This window comes from Klebsiella sp. HMSC09D12, assembly GCF_001808475.1.
In the GTDB taxonomy this organism is placed as follows: Bacteria; Pseudomonadota; Gammaproteobacteria; order Enterobacterales; family Enterobacteriaceae; genus Klebsiella; species Klebsiella oxytoca.
The window spans coordinates 257466-272240 of the sequence record NZ_KV793483.1 but is presented as its reverse complement, the minus strand read 5'-3'; the positions used below and the strand labels follow the sequence as shown (position 1 = coordinate 272240).

Below are 14775 nucleotides of genomic sequence, written 5' to 3'. Positions count from 1 at the left end.
CTTATCTTGCCCCCATCATAATCTGTAGTTTTTCTTTATCTGGAAGCCCGATCGCTTGTTGCAGCATATTTTCTTTATTCATGTAATAAATAGCAGGGGTGACGCTGGCGCCGAGTTCGTCCATCAGCTGTTGGTTGAAATTAAGTATCTTCATTTGCTCTGGCTGAATACTGGTGGGAATATTTAGCGCTGTTTTGCCACCAGACTGCTCATAGTGATGCCAGGTTTTCGCCGGGTCTTTGCTGGCCAGGATGGCCGCCGCGGCTGAGGGACTTTCCGGTTTTATGACGCCAACCAGCAGGGTGCGCAGCTGAACTTTCCCTGATTCTACCCACGGACGAGCCTGTTGCCAGAACTGTTGGCAGTAGGGGCAGAAGGGATCGGCAAAAACGTACAGAATCGTCGGCGCGTTTTCGTTACCGTCAAGCAGCCAGCGAGCGCTTTCCAGCTTTTTCCACATCTCCTGGCCCGCGGGGGTATAGAGCTCTTGCTGGAAGAGTTGTTCACTAAGATTAGTACCGCTTTCGTCGTACATATAGCCCGAGATGGCGTGTTTGCCGTCCGGCGTGAGGTAGATGGCGACGCCCATATCCTGATACTTCCCTAACCAGCCTTTCATCCCTCCGGGCGCCTCGAAGGGTTTAATAATGGTAATTCCCTGTTTTTCTATCGCTTTTACGGGGGCGGGAAGCTCCTCTGCAGAGCAGTAAAAAGGTAATAAGCTCAGAAAGAACAGTCGTTTTAACATAATTATGCCTTGTAAAATCAAAGAGAAGAGTAAGTGTAGCGGTAAAACCTATTACAGCCATAGGTAAGACCTGCGGCCGGGCGGATTGCCCTTTCGTTCTGTGGGTGATGTAATCCCTGAGCTGTTACATTAAGGTGTAGAGCGCAACACATTGCCAGCTACTGGCGCTGAACCTACCTGCGGGTGTTTCAGGTAACGGGGCCGCCTGCGAGGGCGGCCTTTTTACTTTTTAGCGCATATAATGCGAAACGCGACAGAAGTTTGCCATCGCGTTGACAGGTTCACAAAGTTGTCTTGTTCCGGTTGTTAGATAACGCTTATTGATTCGATAATGCAAACGCATTGGTCGAGTCAGGAAAAATTCGTTAACTTAGACCTCAACGAAAACACGGAGGAAGTATAGATGTCCTTAATTAATACCAAAATCAAACCTTTTAAAAACCAGGCATTCAAAAACGGTGAATTCATCGAAGTAACCGAGAAAGATACTGAAGGCCGCTGGAGCGTCTTCTTCTTCTACCCGGCTGACTTCACCTTCGTTTGCCCGACTGAACTGGGCGACGTGGCAGATCATTATGAAGAACTGCAGAAGCTGGGCGTAGACGTTTACTCCGTCTCTACCGACACCCACTTCACCCACAAAGCGTGGCACAGCAGCTCTGAAACCATCGCTAAAATCAAATATGCGATGATTGGCGACCCGACTGGCGCCCTGACCCGTAACTTCGACAACATGCGTGAAGATGAAGGTCTGGCAGATCGTGCAACCTTCGTTGTTGACCCGCAGGGTATCATCCAGGCTATCGAAGTTACCGCTGAAGGTATCGGCCGCGACGCGTCTGACCTGCTGCGTAAAATCAAAGCAGCTCAGTACGTAGCTTCTCACCCAGGCGAAGTTTGCCCGGCTAAATGGAAAGAAGGTGAAGCGACTCTGGCTCCGTCTCTGGACCTGGTCGGCAAAATCTAAATTTCCGTCTCCTTTCACGCAATTGCTGCGTTGGCGTCGCCTGCTCACCCCGGTCACTTACTGAGGTAAGCTTCCGGGGATTCTCAGGCTAGCCGCCTTGCTCTTGCGTGAAATGCTGAGGAAATTGCGTAGTAATATCTGGGCGCATCTGCGCCCGTTTTATTCCAACACCATGATGCAAGCGCATTCAGGCTGCCTGAACGAGGCCGCTTGCATGATGATGTTTTAAGCCCAGGAGATAAAAATGCTCGACACCAACATGAAAACCCAGCTCAAGGCCTATCTTGAGAAGCTGACCAAACCTGTTGAGCTGATTGCCACGCTGGATGACGGCGCTAAATCGGCAGAAATCAGGGAACTGCTGGCTGAAATTGCTGAACTGTCAGATAAAGTCACCTTCAAAGAAGATAACGGCCTGGCGGTGCGTAAGCCGTCATTCCTCATTACCAACCCAGGCTCCAGCCAGGGGCCGCGCTTTGCCGGCTCTCCGCTGGGACATGAATTCACCTCTTTAGTTCTGGCTCTGCTGTGGACCGGCGGCCATCCGTCAAAAGAAGCCCAGAGCCTGCTGGAGCAGATCCGCAATATCGACGGTGATTTTGAATTTGAAACCTACTATTCACTTTCATGTCATAACTGCCCGGATGTGGTTCAGGCGTTGAACCTGATGGCGGTACTGAACCCGCGTATCAAGCACACGGCGATTGACGGCGGCACTTATCAGAATGAAATCACCGAACGCAACGTGATGGGCGTACCGGCGGTATTCATGAACGGTAAAGAGTTTGGCCAGGGTCGCATGACGCTGACTGAAATTGTGGCCAAAGTGGATACCGGTGCGGAAAAACGTGCGGCGGAAGAGCTGAATAAACGTGAATCCTATGATGTCTTAATCGTCGGCTCAGGCCCGTCAGGCGCAGCGGCTGCCGTTTACTCAGCGCGTAAAGGCATTCGTACCGGTCTGATGGGTGAACGCTTCGGCGGCCAGGTGCTGGATACTGTTGATATCGAAAACTATATTTCGGTACCGAAGACCGAAGGTCAGAAACTGGCTGGCGCATTAAAAGCGCACGTCAGCGAATACGATGTTGATGTTATTGATTCTCAAAGCGCTTCCAGGCTGATTCCTGCGACGGTTGAAGGCGGATTGCACCAGATTGAAACCGCCTCCGGCGCGGTGCTGAAAGCGCGTAGCGTTATCATTGCCACCGGTGCGAAATGGCGTAACATGAACGTTCCAGGTGAAGATCAGTATCGCACGAAGGGCGTAACCTACTGTCCGCACTGCGACGGCCCGCTGTTTAAAGGTAAGCGCGTGGCGGTTATCGGCGGCGGTAACTCCGGTGTGGAAGCGGCCATCGACCTGGCAGGCGTTGTTGAACATGTAACGCTGCTTGAATTCGCGCCGGAAATGAAGGCCGACCAGGTTCTGCAGGATAAAGTCCGCAGCCTGAAGAACGTCGATATTATCCTCAATGCCCAGACCACAGAAGTGGTGGGCGACGGCAGTAAAGTGACCGGCCTGCAGTATCGTGACCGCGTGAGCGGCGATGAGCATCACGTCGCGCTGGCGGGGATCTTTGTACAGATTGGCCTGTTGCCGAATACCAACTGGCTGGAAGGGGCGATTGAGCGCAACCGCATGGGTGAAATCATCATTGATGCGAAATGTGAAACTAACGTGAAGGGCGTCTTCGCGGCGGGGGACTGCACAACCGTACCGTACAAGCAGATTATTATCGCCACCGGCGAAGGTGCAAAAGCGTCTCTGAGCGCGTTTGATTATCTGATCCGCACTAAAACGGCATAATTCATAATAAAGTAAGACCGAACCTGCACAGCAAAGAGGCTACCCCTGGGTAGCCTCTTTTTTTTAGCTCTCTGACGCTATCTCACCACCATCACCGGAATATGCGCATGGCGGATCACGCTTGAGGCATTGGAGCCGAGCAGATGCGTGCTGATAGACGGATTACGCGAGCCTATCACCACTACGTCGGCTTTAATTTCATTGGCCAGTTCATTGACCATATCGCGCACGTTGCCAAAGCGAACGTGCATTTTGATTCGCGACGGGTCAATGCTGAAATGCCCGGCCATTGTTTTCAGGCGCGTTTCTGCTTCATGCTGCAAATGCTCTTCAAAGCGGCGCAGATCGGCGGTAAACCGGCTCATGGTAAAGCTTGATGAACCGGGCAGTACGTGGAGAAGATGGATAACCCCGTCCTGCTGGGCTAAAAACTCCGCATGGCGAACGGCTTTATCGCTTAACTCCATTTCAAAGACATCAACGGGCATAATGATTGTTTTATACATATGCATTCCTCCTTGTTCGTCTGCTTTTATATCAACACATTATAGGAAAATATTGTGCCATTCAGGTCGCAAAATTGTCAGATCGGTTAGAGGGCGGCGTAAAAGTTTGTCAAAAGAGAGGCGTGGAGGAGAAGGTGCAGAAAGAGGATGTAGCGACATCCTCTGGATAAAGCGCGAAACGCTTCAGGCAGCGGGGAGATTAACGGTGAAAATCGCCTGCGGCCTCCGGCTGGTATAGCAGTTCCAGCACTTCAAGATGCGTTGAGGTGCCGCCGGGCAACTCCCAGTGAATGGCGCTGCCGACCTTGAGCCCCAGCAACGCTGCGCCAACCGGCGCCATAACCGAGAGCTGGGTGGCGCTATCGGTCACCTGAGCCGGGAAAACCAGCGTGCGGATGCGCTCTTCGCCGGTGGTTAAATCGCGGAATCTCACCTGGCTATTCATGCTGACAACATCATGCGGCATGGCTTCCGGAGCCAGCATCTGCGCGCGGTCAAGCTCGTCGTTCAGTGCGCCCGCTACCGGCGAGTTAGCGAATGCCGGTTGTTCCAGCAGCCTGTCGATGCGTTCTGCATCCAGTTCATTAATGATGATTGCGGGTCTGGTCATCTCATACTCCATGTTATCCAGGAACCTGTCCTTAAAAGAAAACCCTCACCGAAAATGGCAAGGGTTAATGTTCTCTCATCATACTGAGACTTGCGGATGGTTTGAAGTGATTAAACGCACATTCATCAACGAACAATAGTTAAACCGTATGAAACTTAGCCGGCTTTATCCAGCAGAAATTGTTTACCGCAGTTCCCGGGATGAGGCTGAGGTAAGAATGAATTTACCGCGAGAGGCGCGTTGATGGCCGCCGCTTTGATGGAAATTTGCATCTCGGTCAGATAGGCGGGATTGCCGTTACAGGTTAACTTGAAAGCCTTAACGTTCTGATTTCCATAGGCCTCTGCGACCGCGGCGTTGAAATCATCCCGGCTAACGGTCTGCCCATAGTGACTGGCCAGGAAATGACCAAGGGGGCTTTGTTTAATCTCGCCGTTCAGGCGCACCATGGTGCCGAAATAACTGTCAGGATCGAAACCAAAACAAACCCCGTGCTTGGCGTATTCATAACGCTCAAGACATGAATTGCCGCCGGATCCCGGCATCACGCCGTTAAGCTTATTCGCCATTTCCAGCGAAAGGCCGGTTTCAGCCGCCCGACATTTTTGCCCGGCTTTCGCTTCAGGCATATTGGGAACAGGGCGGGTCGCGCAGCCAAAACGCATCCAGCGGCGTTCGTCCACTCCGCGCGCGGCGATAGATTTGGGCAGGCCTGGCCACAAGCCGTGAACGGTGAGAAAATCGGCTTTGTTGTCTGGTTCCTGCTGCAGGCGGCACTCTTCCGGCTCGCTGCGGTTTCGGTCCTGCATACTCTGGCAAAACCCCGTTTGCCAGGAGAGGGCCAGCACGTAGCGATCGAAATCGCCGTATTGCGTTGCGATCAGCGGATCGGCGCTGACCTGAGGAGCGCTTAGCAAAAGAGCGAGAGCGACGAAATCCTTCCTGAACATTTTTATTCCTGATGACGAATGGTCATTAATAACTTTGAGTTATTAAAGCATAAAAAAGGCGCCAGCAGGCGCCTTTTCACACGGTTTCAGCGTTAGCGGATTGCGCTACCGGGAACGAGGACTTCGGTGGCGATAATAACCACTAATAAACCAACCAGTACCGGGACAGAGGTGCGTTTCACCACTTCGAACGGCGAAATTTTTGCCATACCGGCCACGGCGACCACGACGCCGGAGACCGGAGAAATGGTTCGGCCAAGGTTAGACGCCTGCAGCATCGGGATCGAAAGATAAGCCGGGTTAATGCCGGACGAGTGCGCCAGCTTCGGGATCATCTCAACGAAAGCATAGAAGGGGGCATTACCAGAGCCTGTGGTCATCGCCGCCAGCATGGTCAGAATGACCAGTACCAGCATCAGAATAATACTGGCGGAGCCGAAAGAAGTTGCAATGGAGATCAGGCCGTTAATAAAGCCAATGGTGCTCAGCCCCTGCGCAAAGACGCCAGCGGCGACCAGCAGCATCACCACACCGGCAAAGGCGTCGGCCATCCCGCGATATGCCGCTTCCAGCCCATTAAACACATTTTTAGTATTAAAGCCGCGGCAGAATTCCAGAACTGCCGCCAGCAGCATGCAGAGTACGAGGATGGTAATGATGTGCAGCTCCGGACCCCATTTGCCATCAAAAATCAGCACCCCGATTATCGGCGTAAACGGCAGGATGGCGTAGAAAGAAGGGGCGGTGGTGGTGATCTCGTTCACATCAAGCATTTCATGCGCGACGTTTTCCTTCTTATCCAGATAGCGCTGCCAGAAGAAGTGAGCAATCGCCATGCTGATAATCGCCACGATAGAGATAGGCAGCGTGGTTTTAAAGGCAAAGTCAATCAGCGGCATTTCGGCGGCTTTGGCGGCCAGCACGACGTCGCCGGAAGTCGGTGAGAGAATAATCGCCGCCGGGGAGGCGCAGATTGCGGCGGCGGCGCCGCGGCTGATACCAACGTTGACCATGACCGGGAACAGCGTGGCCATCAGCAGGACGCCCAAGCCGGTGGCTGAGGAAACAGCCAGCGACATCAGGCAGGCCACGAAATAAGCAGCGATCATAAGTAGATAAGGGGAGTTAATATAGCGCAGCGGTTTTGAGGCCAGTTTGACGACCATATCGTTGGCGCCAATATGCGTCATATAGGTGGCGAAACCGCAGAGCATCATGATCATCATGCCGAGGTCGCCGCCGCGGCTCATGAGCAGTATCTTAATATACTCAACGATATCGGTAGCAGAGTAGCCGGTGCTCTTTGCGTCGCCAGGTAAAATCTTATGCCCCATTAGCGCGCTGGCGATGAGTAATACTAAGCCACCGACGAACAGCACTCCGGTGGCGGAATAACCTTTAATGATATAGCGGGCGACGCCCACAATGACCACAATCCCAATCAGGATCTCTACTAGCGTAAGCATTCTTAAACCCCTAAACCATTAACCCAAAGAATCTACTGATAAATAAAGCGAAGGAAAAATTTAGTGAGGGAATGTGCCTAAAAAACGGGCAAAACTCGCTGATGCAAATCAATAAATCGATGAGAATCCCTGGATGGTTGGGCTTTACTGGCGTAACCGGCAAAACCGCGCGGAGAGTTTTTCAGATTTTTTGTAGCGGGCAAATCAAGAGTTTGCCTAATTTCGTTAAGGAAGTATTAAGCTTATCCTTGCTATTTTAACCCGCTCAAAAAATGATACTGGTAAGAGAAAAGTGTTAATGCATCGTCGATTTATAGGTTTTTTTCTTGGGTGCCTGGGGCTGCTGCTGTCGTCTACTTCTGCTAACGCTTCGTTCAGCTCGACGCTTCGCGATGGTTACAACACGCTGACTGATAACGTTGCGCAGACCTGGAATGAGCCTGAGCACTACGATCTTTATATCCCTGCGGTGACCTGGCATGCGCGTTTTGCCTATGACAAGGAGAAAACCGACAGGTACAACGAGCGCCCCTGGGGTGCCGGTTTTGGCGTTTCACGCTGGGATGATAAAGGGAACTGGCATGGCATCTATCTGATGGCTTTTAAGGATTCTTATAATAAGTGGGAGCCCATCGGCGGCTATGGCTGGGAGAAGACCTGGCGTCCTTTGGCAGATGATAATTTCCATCTTGGCTTAGGCTATACGCTCGGCGTCACGGCGCGTGACAACTGGAAATATATCCCGATCCCGGTAGTGCTGCCTTTGGCTTCCATCGGCTACGGCCCGGCCACCTTCCAGATGACCTATATTCCCGGCACCTATAACAACGGAAACGTTTACTTCGCATGGGCACGCATTCAGTTTTGAGGCGATTTTCCATAGCAATAAAAGAGATAAGCAGGCTGTCTTGAGGAAAAACAAAGACTAAAGTGAACCCTGCCCAAAAAGATAGAGACTTTTATCACTTTTTAGCAAAGTTGCGCTGGACAAAAGGTACCACAATTGGTGTACTGATACCCGACACAGTATTAGTGTCGATTTTTTCATATAAAGGTAATTTTGATGTCTAAGATTAAAGGTAACGTTAAGTGGTTTAATGAGTCCAAAGGATTCGGTTTCATTACTCCGGAAGATGGCAGCAAAGATGTATTCGTACATTTCTCTGCAATCCAGTCCAACGGTTTCAAAACTCTGGCTGAAGGTCAGCGCGTAGAGTTCGAAATCACTAACGGTGCCAAAGGCCCTTCTGCTGCAAACGTAATGCCTATCTAAGCAACGCGTCAGCAGAATATAAAAACCCGCTCTCAGCGGGTTTTTTTTTGCCTGCGTCTAGCGGCTGGCGGCTTGCGAAAACAGCCAGAACGCAGCGGCCGTCATGGCAAATGAACCTAACAGATTGACGAAAACGTTCAGCAGCGCCCAGCTAACGCGCCCCTGCTGCAGCAAAAACACCACTTCAGCGGAAAATGTGGAGAAGGTGGTCAACCCGCCGCAAAAGCCGGTAGTGATGAGTAGCTTCCACATCGGATCGACGTCCGTCAGGCGATTAAACCAGGCCAGACCGGCCCCGATAATAAATGCCCCTAGCAGGTTAGCGGTGAGAGTACCAATGGGGATAGCATGGTGCATGGGGTTAAACTTCATACCCAGCCACCAGCGCAAAACGCTGCCGGTGCCGCCGCCAAGAAATACAGCCAAAAGGAGTTGCAACACGATTGTTCTCTGCTTATTGATTGCGACTAAACTTCGAGTGTAGCGCGCGAAATACCTTGCTGGCTATGAATTACCTGACGGGAGAGAAAAGATGCTTGTTGCTGCCGGACAATTTGCCGTAACGCCGGACTGGACGGTCAATGCTCAGACCTGCGTGAGCATGATGCGTCAGGCCGGGGAGCGCGGAGCAACGCTTCTGGTGCTACCCGAGGCGTTGCTGGCGCGAAACGACGCCGATGCGGATTTATCAGTCAAGTCCGCCCAGCAGCTGGACGGCGGTTTTTTACAGCTTCTGCTGGCGGAAAGCGAAAACAGTCCCTTGACGACGGTGCTGACCCTGCACGTGCCTTCTGCAGAAGGGCGGGCAACGAATACGCTGGTGGCGTTACGTCACGGGAAAATTATTGCGCAATATCAGAAACTGCATTTGTATGATGCTTTCAATATTCAGGAATCCCGGCTGGTCGATGCCGGTCAGCAAATTCCGCCGCTCATTGAGGTCGACGGGATGCGAGTCGGGTTAATGACCTGTTACGATTTACGCTTTCCTGAGCTGGCGCTATCCTTAGCGCTCAGCGGCGCGCAGCTTATTGTCCTGCCCGCCGCGTGGGTAAAAGGGCCGCTGAAAGAGCATCACTGGGCGACTCTGCTGGCGGCACGGGCGCTGGATACCACCTGCTATATTGTCGCTGCGGGGGAGTGCGGAACGCGTAATATTGGTCAGAGTCGAATTGTCGATCCTTTAGGAACGACGATTGCCGGGGCAGGGGAGCAGCCGCAGCTGATTTTCGCGGAGCTTTCAACCGATTATATTCAGCAGGTAAGAGAGCGCCTGCCGGTGCTGCAGAATCGTCGCTTTGCGCCACCGCAATTATTATGACGTTTTTTTAAACAAGGCTTGATTCACCTTGTTACAGATTGCTATTGTGTCCGCGCGTCAAATAGCCGTTAATTGTATGCGTGTATGATGGCGTATTCGCAGCTTGTATTAGAGAAGAAGGTTAGCTATGGGTGAGATTAGTATTACCAAACTGCTGGTAGTCGCAGCGCTGATTATCCTGGTGTTTGGTACCAAAAAGTTACGCACGCTGGGTGGAGACCTGGGCTCGGCTATCAAAGGCTTCAAAAAAGCCATGAGCGATGACGATGATAGTGCGAAAAAGACCAGTGCCGAAGAGGCTCCGGCGCAGAAGCTCTCTCATAAAGAGTAATTCGCGACGAGTTTCCCGCTGAAGGAGGCTCGCTACCGACGGGGAAACCGCGTCGGCAAAGAGGCCGCAGCGATAGCGCTGCGGCCTCTTTTTGTCATCTGCACGGATTTTGCTTAAAAAGATGCAACTAACTGTTACCGCGTTGGGTTTTATTATTGGCGAGCAAAATGAGTGGCAGGAAAGACCGCTGCGCTACAAATATAACGCCGCGGTCGCAACAGGAATTACTTCACTTCCATACCTTTGGCCTGCAGGTCGGCATGATAGGACGAACGAACAAAGGGTCCGCAGGCGGCGTGGGTAAAGCCCATCGCCATCGCTTCGGCTTTCATCTCTTCGAATTCATCCGGGCTCACGTAGCGCTGTACCGGCAGGTGGTGGCGGCTCGGCTGCAGATACTGGCCTAAAGTCAGCATCGTCACGCCGTGGCGGCGCAGATCGCGCATGACTTCAATGATTTCAGCATTCGTTTCGCCTAAACCCACCATCAGTCCCGATTTCGTCGGGATCTCCGGGTGCGCTTCTTTAAAGCGCTCCAGCAGCTTCAGGGACCAGTTGTAGTCGGCGCCAGGGCGAACCTGACGATAGAGGCGCGGAACGTTTTCCAGGTTATGGTTAAACACGTCCGGCGGCGTGGCCTGGAGGATCTCCAGCGCACGATCCATACGGCCGCGGAAGTCCGGCACCAGAGTTTCAATTTTGATCGTCGGGCTTTTTTCACGAATCGCGCTGATGCAGTCGGCAAAATGCTGAGCGCCGCCATCGCGCAGATCGTCGCGGTCCACGGAGGTTACAACCACATAGCGCAGCGCCATATCGGCGATGGTTTGCGCCAGCTTTTGCGGCTCATTGGCGTCCGGCGTTATCGGGCGTCCGTGGGCAACATCGCAGAACGGGCAACGGCGGGTGCAGATGGCGCCCAGGATCATAAAGGTCGCCGTTCCGTGGTTAAAACATTCCGCGAGGTTAGGGCAAGAGGCTTCTTCGCACACGGAGTGCAGGCCGTTCTTACGCATCGCTGCCTTGATCCCCTGGATACGGGACGAGTCAGCCGGAAGTTTGATTTTCATCCATTCCGGTTTTCTGAGCAGAGCTTCACGCTCAGTTGCCACGTTTTTCACCGGGATAAGGGCCATTTTATCGGCATCGCGGTATTTAACACCGCGTTCCATCACAATGGGTTTACTCATAGCGTGCGTGTTCCAGTTGCGAGTGACGAAGGAAAGCGAATCAATTCAAGTAAATGTTGCATTTATCAACTATTTTTGAATTAAACGCAGGCAGTATATCATTGATACGGGGCATAAAGCAGCCTGCTTGCCGGGCAAATTGTAAAATAGTTGTTGTTTTATGCTTTTCCCACACGTGCCTTATCGACTAGAAAGTCTGACGAATTGTCCCGACGATCTCTTTCAACAAGGGTTCCTGCGCGCTGAGCTTGTTATAGTGCAACGCAATATCAATTTTTTCTTCGCGCAGAGGGGCGAAGTCGATCATTTTCAAAGGCCATATTCTGTCAACCAGAGAAAACATCCCGGAAGTTATCAGCCCCAGCATATCGCTTTCGCTGACCAGCGCCGCCTGAGTTAACAGATTGTAGCTACTAAAACCGCAGCGGCGTTCGCCGAGGTGTTCCTGCAGGCGACGCAGGATGGTGGTGTAGCGCTGCCCCTCTGGCTGCAGCAGAGCGAATTCATATTGACTAAGATTATCTGCGGTTGCAGGCAAGGCGAGAGCCGGATGTCCTGCCCGGCAGAAGATGTGCACGCTGTCCTGGTAAAGCACATGGTGCGTAATCGTCTGCCCGCTGTGGGGATAGCTGTCGATAAGCAGGTCCACCTGACGCTGGTTTAGCTGACTGACTGCGTCGTTGATAGCGATATTGTGCAGCAGTATCTGGGGAAAGACGGCCCGCAGTTTTTGGGTGATAACCGGCATGATTAACGCGCCAATAGCCGGGGAAGTGGCAATCGTTATCACCCGCTCCCGCTGCGTATTGCCGGTGAGATCCAGCGCGTTGAGAAACGCCTCCATCCCCTGACTAATATGCTTATGCAGATGCGTAGCGTAGGCCGTGGGGGTCACGCCCTGTCCCTTACGAATAAATAGCGGGTCAGGGAAGAGCGCGCGCAGCTTGTTGATTGACTGGCTTATCGCCGACGGCGTGATATTGAGTACCTTTGCCGCGTTAACGATGCCTTTATGGACGTAAACCGCTTCAAAAATAGTGAGTAAATTGAGGTCTATCGTACGCAGAATGCGAAACATCTGCCGACCGTGGCGATCGTCAAGCCGATCGCCTGATTCTGCCTGAGAGTTATTGTCGTCCACTCTTTATTTCCGCTAGTGATAATTAGCACCATTATAGCGGTCACATTTATTTTATTAGTGATGATAGATTGCAAATAAAAGGCTTAATCCGGCCCGAGGAAAAACGAGACGTCCCGCGGCAACGGGACGTGATGGCTAGCGGGATAAAATGTATTCCGAGGGCGGATCGTTCAGGAGCGCCAGCAGATGAGCGACCAAATGTGGCGATACGTTTTCCGGCTGGGCATCTGGCTGCCACTGACGCATCTGCGTCATCTCCATTCCGGCATAGCCGCAGGGGTTAATTCTCAGGAACGGCGACAGATCCATGTTGATATTTAGCGCCAGGCCGTGGAATGAGCAACCTCTACGAATGCGCAGACCCAGAGAGCAGATTTTCCGATCGCCCACGTAGACGCCGGGAGCATCGGCGCGCGGGTGTGATTCGATGTCATATTCCGCCAGGGTGTTCACGACGGTTTGCTCCAGAAGCGTGACCAGCTCGCGCACCCCCAGCTTACGGCGTTTCAGGTTCAGCAGAACGTACATCACCTGCTGGCCGGGACCGTGATAGGTGACCTGCCCCCCGCGATCGCTCTGAATTACCGGGATTTCGCCGGGAACGAGAACATGTTCGGCTTTGCCTGCCTGCCCCTGAGTGAATACGGGATGGTGCTCTACCAGCCAGATTTCATCCAGCGTAGTCTCGTCGCGGGTGTCGGTAAACTCGTGCATTGCCTGCGAGACAGGTTCGTAAGGTTGCAGGCCGAGCTGGCGGATGAGAATTTTATTGTGCTGCAAAACAACGTCTCCGCAGAGAGAGAATGATTTGAGTGGGAAAGTATATCACAGCAAGAAAGCGAGAATGACCCGGCGTGGACGCCGGGTCAGGGGAAGAGATTTACAGCACCATCCGAACGATTTCAATATTGCCCAGCTCTTCGTAGAGAGTTTCTACCTGCTCAATATGGGTTGCATTGATGGTAATAGAGACAGAGTGGTAGTTGCCTTTGCTGCTGGGTTTTACCGTCGGAGAGTAATCACCTGGTGCATGGCGCTGTACCACTTCAACCACCTGGTCAACCAGCTCCGGCAACGCCTGTCCCATTACTTTGTAAGTAAATGGGGTAGGGAATTCAAGCAGTTCGTTAAGTTTGGTTTTCATGTCAGCTCCGGTGTTACAACAAAAAATAATAACTCCCACGACGTGTGGGAGTTATCAGGATATCTAGTATATGGGGATGTAAATCACACTTTCAAGCGTTCGGTTTTTAACCAAACCAGTGATGGAACATTAATTTAATGTAATCAATGATTTTACCGAAGAAATTGCCTTCCGGGATTTCCTGCAGGACCACCAGCGGACGCTGATCGATGGTTTTGCCATCAAGCTGGAAGTTAATGGTGCCCACAACCTGGTTTTTCTGCAGCGGCGCGTGCAGCTCGGCATTATTCAGCACGTAGCTGGCTTTCAGATCTTTCATCCGACCGCGAGGAATCGTCAGATAAACGTCTTTATCCACGCCGAGAGAGGCGCGATCGCTATCGCCGAACCAGGCAGGTTCAGAGGCGAATTCTTTACCGGCTTTAATCGGGTTAACGGTTTCAAAGAAGCGAAAGCCCCAGGTCAGCAGCTTTTTGCTTTCGGACTCGCGTCCTTTATAGGTACGACCGCCCATCACGGCGGAGATGAGGCGCATCTGGCCTTCAGTTGCCGATGCCACGAGGTTGTAGCCCGCTTTATCCGTGTGGCCGGTTTTAATGCCGTCGACGTTGAGGCTGTTATCCCACAGCAGGCCGTTGCGGTTGAGCTGACGAATACCGTTGAAGGTAAACTCTTTCTCTTTGTAGATGGTGTATTCGTTTGGAACATCGCGAATCAGCGCCTGGCCAATCAGCGCCATGTCGCGCGCTGAGCTGAACTGACCATCGGCATCCAGGCCGTGAACGGTCTGGAAATGGGTGTTCTTCAGGCCCAGCGCGTTAACGTAGTTGTTCATCAGGCTGACGAAGGCGTCCTGGCTACCGGCGACGTAGTCGGCCATCGCCACGCAGGCATCGTTGCCCGACTGCAGGTTGATACCGCGGATCAGCTGGGATACCGGCACCTGCATACCCGGTTTGAGGAACATCAGCGAAGAACCTTTGAACACCGGATTACCGGTTGCCCACGCGTCGTTGCCTACGGTGACCAGGTCGGACTCTTTAAATTTGCCCGCTTTCATGGCCTGACCAATGACATAGCTGGTCATCATTTTAGTCAGGCTTGCCGGGTCGCGACGGGAGTCAGCGTTGTTTTCCGCCAGCACTTTGCCTGAGTTGTAATCGATAAGAATCCAGGATTCGGCGTCAATCTGCGGGGCGCCTGGGATCATAGTTTTGATATTCAGGTCATCGGCGCGGGCAGCGGAGGACAGCGCTGCCACGGAGAGCGCCGTAACGAGTAAACGAGCGGTAAAAGAGGTCTTCATGGTCTGAACAAC

17 protein-coding genes are annotated in these 14775 nt (G+C 52.5%); 6 read left to right on the top strand and 11 right to left on the bottom strand.

Annotated elements, in window-relative coordinates; genetic code table 11:
- Position 1 precedes the first annotated feature (1 nt).
- Positions 2–748 carry a thiol:disulfide interchange protein DsbG gene (gene dsbG / locus HMPREF3178_RS16345; protein ID WP_017146361.1) on the bottom strand — a complete coding sequence of 249 codons (747 nt, stop codon included), beginning with the start codon at positions 746–748 and terminating at the stop codon, positions 2–4.
- Positions 749–1151: 403 nt separating this feature from the next.
- Here dsbG and ahpC point away from each other — a divergent pair, with 403 nt between their 5' ends.
- Positions 1152–1715: an alkyl hydroperoxide reductase subunit C gene (ahpC, locus tag HMPREF3178_RS16340; RefSeq protein ID WP_002894394.1), complete on the top strand. Its 564-nt coding sequence runs from the start codon at positions 1152–1154 to the stop codon at positions 1713–1715.
- A gap of 244 nt (positions 1716–1959) precedes the next feature.
- Entirely contained in the window at positions 1960–3525 is a 1566-nt protein-coding gene (ahpF, locus tag HMPREF3178_RS16335; RefSeq protein WP_004100138.1) for an alkyl hydroperoxide reductase subunit F, read from the top strand.
- Positions 3526–3602: 77 nt separating this feature from the next.
- On the opposite strand, the gene uspG is transcribed toward ahpF, so the two are convergent.
- The 4 genes from uspG to dcuC form a co-directional block, all read right to left on the bottom strand.
- Positions 3603–4031: a universal stress protein UspG gene (gene uspG / locus HMPREF3178_RS16330; protein WP_004100140.1), complete on the bottom strand. Its 429-nt coding sequence runs from the start codon at positions 4029–4031 to the stop codon at positions 3603–3605.
- Between the two features lie 199 nt (positions 4032–4230).
- The gene (gene rnk / locus HMPREF3178_RS16325; RefSeq protein WP_004100142.1) at positions 4231–4641 is read right to left on the bottom strand and encodes a nucleoside diphosphate kinase regulator; all 411 of its coding nucleotides are present in this window, start codon (positions 4639–4641) and stop codon (positions 4231–4233) included.
- 155 nt (positions 4642–4796) lie between these two features.
- Positions 4797–5591, bottom strand: a complete 795-nt coding sequence (gene rna / locus HMPREF3178_RS16320) for a ribonuclease I (protein WP_017146359.1) — start codon at positions 5589–5591, stop codon at positions 4797–4799.
- A gap of 92 nt (positions 5592–5683) precedes the next feature.
- On the bottom strand, positions 5684–7057 hold the full coding sequence (gene dcuC / locus HMPREF3178_RS16315; protein ID WP_004100144.1) for an anaerobic C4-dicarboxylate transporter DcuC: 1374 nt from the start codon (positions 7055–7057) through the stop codon (positions 5684–5686).
- 292 nt (positions 7058–7349) lie between these two features.
- On the opposite strand from dcuC, the gene pagP reads away from it, so the two are divergent.
- Positions 7350–7925: a lipid IV(A) palmitoyltransferase PagP gene (gene pagP, locus HMPREF3178_RS16305; protein ID WP_160887563.1), complete on the top strand. Its 576-nt coding sequence runs from the start codon at positions 7350–7352 to the stop codon at positions 7923–7925.
- 195 nt (positions 7926–8120) lie between these two features.
- Complete coding sequence (gene cspE / locus HMPREF3178_RS16300; protein ID WP_004100146.1) at positions 8121–8330, top strand: transcription antiterminator/RNA stability regulator CspE; 210 nt, start codon at positions 8121–8123, stop codon at positions 8328–8330.
- Between the two features lie 57 nt (positions 8331–8387).
- On the opposite strand, the gene crcB is transcribed toward cspE, so the two are convergent.
- Positions 8388–8771, bottom strand: a complete 384-nt coding sequence (gene crcB, locus HMPREF3178_RS16295; protein WP_004100147.1) for a fluoride efflux transporter CrcB — start codon at positions 8769–8771, stop codon at positions 8388–8390.
- A gap of 91 nt (positions 8772–8862) precedes the next feature.
- On the opposite strand from crcB, the gene HMPREF3178_RS16290 reads away from it, so the two are divergent.
- Together HMPREF3178_RS16290 and tatE are read left to right on the top strand one after the other, a co-directional pair.
- Positions 8863–9651 carry a deaminated glutathione amidase gene (locus HMPREF3178_RS16290; RefSeq protein ID WP_004100148.1) on the top strand — a complete coding sequence of 263 codons (789 nt, stop codon included), beginning with the start codon at positions 8863–8865 and terminating at the stop codon, positions 9649–9651.
- A 127-nt stretch (positions 9652–9778) separates the two neighbouring features.
- Positions 9779–9982, top strand: coding sequence for a twin-arginine translocase subunit TatE (tatE, locus tag HMPREF3178_RS16285; protein WP_004100149.1), 204 nt, complete (start codon positions 9779–9781; stop codon positions 9980–9982).
- Between the two features lie 224 nt (positions 9983–10206).
- Here tatE and lipA read toward each other — a convergent pair whose 3' ends face one another.
- The 5 genes from lipA to dacA form a co-directional block, all read right to left on the bottom strand.
- Positions 10207–11172, bottom strand: coding sequence for a lipoyl synthase (lipA, locus tag HMPREF3178_RS16280; protein ID WP_004100150.1), 966 nt, complete (start codon positions 11170–11172; stop codon positions 10207–10209).
- A 187-nt stretch (positions 11173–11359) separates the two neighbouring features.
- Complete coding sequence (locus HMPREF3178_RS16275) at positions 11360–12313, bottom strand: YbeF family transcriptional regulator (protein ID WP_017146358.1); 954 nt, start codon at positions 12311–12313, stop codon at positions 11360–11362.
- 135 nt (positions 12314–12448) lie between these two features.
- Positions 12449–13093, bottom strand: a complete 645-nt coding sequence (gene lipB / locus HMPREF3178_RS16270; RefSeq protein WP_016809088.1) for a lipoyl(octanoyl) transferase LipB — start codon at positions 13091–13093, stop codon at positions 12449–12451.
- A gap of 100 nt (positions 13094–13193) precedes the next feature.
- Positions 13194–13457 (bottom strand): DUF493 family protein YbeD, encoded by a 264-nt coding sequence (gene ybeD, locus HMPREF3178_RS16265; protein ID WP_004100153.1) that lies wholly within the window; start codon positions 13455–13457, stop codon positions 13194–13196.
- A 106-nt stretch (positions 13458–13563) separates the two neighbouring features.
- The gene (gene dacA, locus HMPREF3178_RS16260) at positions 13564–14763 is read right to left on the bottom strand and encodes a D-alanyl-D-alanine carboxypeptidase DacA (protein ID WP_004100154.1); all 1200 of its coding nucleotides are present in this window, start codon (positions 14761–14763) and stop codon (positions 13564–13566) included.
- Positions 14764–14775 lie beyond the last annotated feature (12 nt).

Coding starts and splice junctions, on each gene's coding strand:
- dsbG (WP_017146361.1), bottom strand. CDS start 748: ATGTTAAAACGACTGTTCTTTCTGAGCTTATTACCTTTTTACTGCTCT.
- ahpC (WP_002894394.1), top strand. CDS start 1,152: ATGTCCTTAATTAATACCAAAATCAAACCTTTTAAAAACCAGGCATTC.
- ahpF (WP_004100138.1), top strand. CDS start 1,960: ATGCTCGACACCAACATGAAAACCCAGCTCAAGGCCTATCTTGAGAAG.
- uspG (WP_004100140.1), bottom strand. CDS start 4,031: ATGTATAAAACAATCATTATGCCCGTTGATGTCTTTGAAATGGAGTTA.
- rnk (WP_004100142.1), bottom strand. CDS start 4,641: ATGACCAGACCCGCAATCATCATTAATGAACTGGATGCAGAACGCATC.
- rna (WP_017146359.1), bottom strand. CDS start 5,591: ATGTTCAGGAAGGATTTCGTCGCTCTCGCTCTTTTGCTAAGCGCTCCT.
- dcuC (WP_004100144.1), bottom strand. CDS start 7,057: ATGCTTACGCTAGTAGAGATCCTGATTGGGATTGTGGTCATTGTGGGC.
- cspE (WP_004100146.1), top strand. CDS start 8,121: ATGTCTAAGATTAAAGGTAACGTTAAGTGGTTTAATGAGTCCAAAGGA.
- HMPREF3178_RS16290 (WP_004100148.1), top strand. CDS start 8,863: ATGCTTGTTGCTGCCGGACAATTTGCCGTAACGCCGGACTGGACGGTC.
- tatE (WP_004100149.1), top strand. CDS start 9,779: ATGGGTGAGATTAGTATTACCAAACTGCTGGTAGTCGCAGCGCTGATT.
- lipA (WP_004100150.1), bottom strand. CDS start 11,172: ATGAGTAAACCCATTGTGATGGAACGCGGTGTTAAATACCGCGATGCC.
- ybeD (WP_004100153.1), bottom strand. CDS start 13,457: ATGAAAACCAAACTTAACGAACTGCTTGAATTCCCTACCCCATTTACT.
- dacA (WP_004100154.1), bottom strand. CDS start 14,763: ATGAAGACCTCTTTTACCGCTCGTTTACTCGTTACGGCGCTCTCCGTG.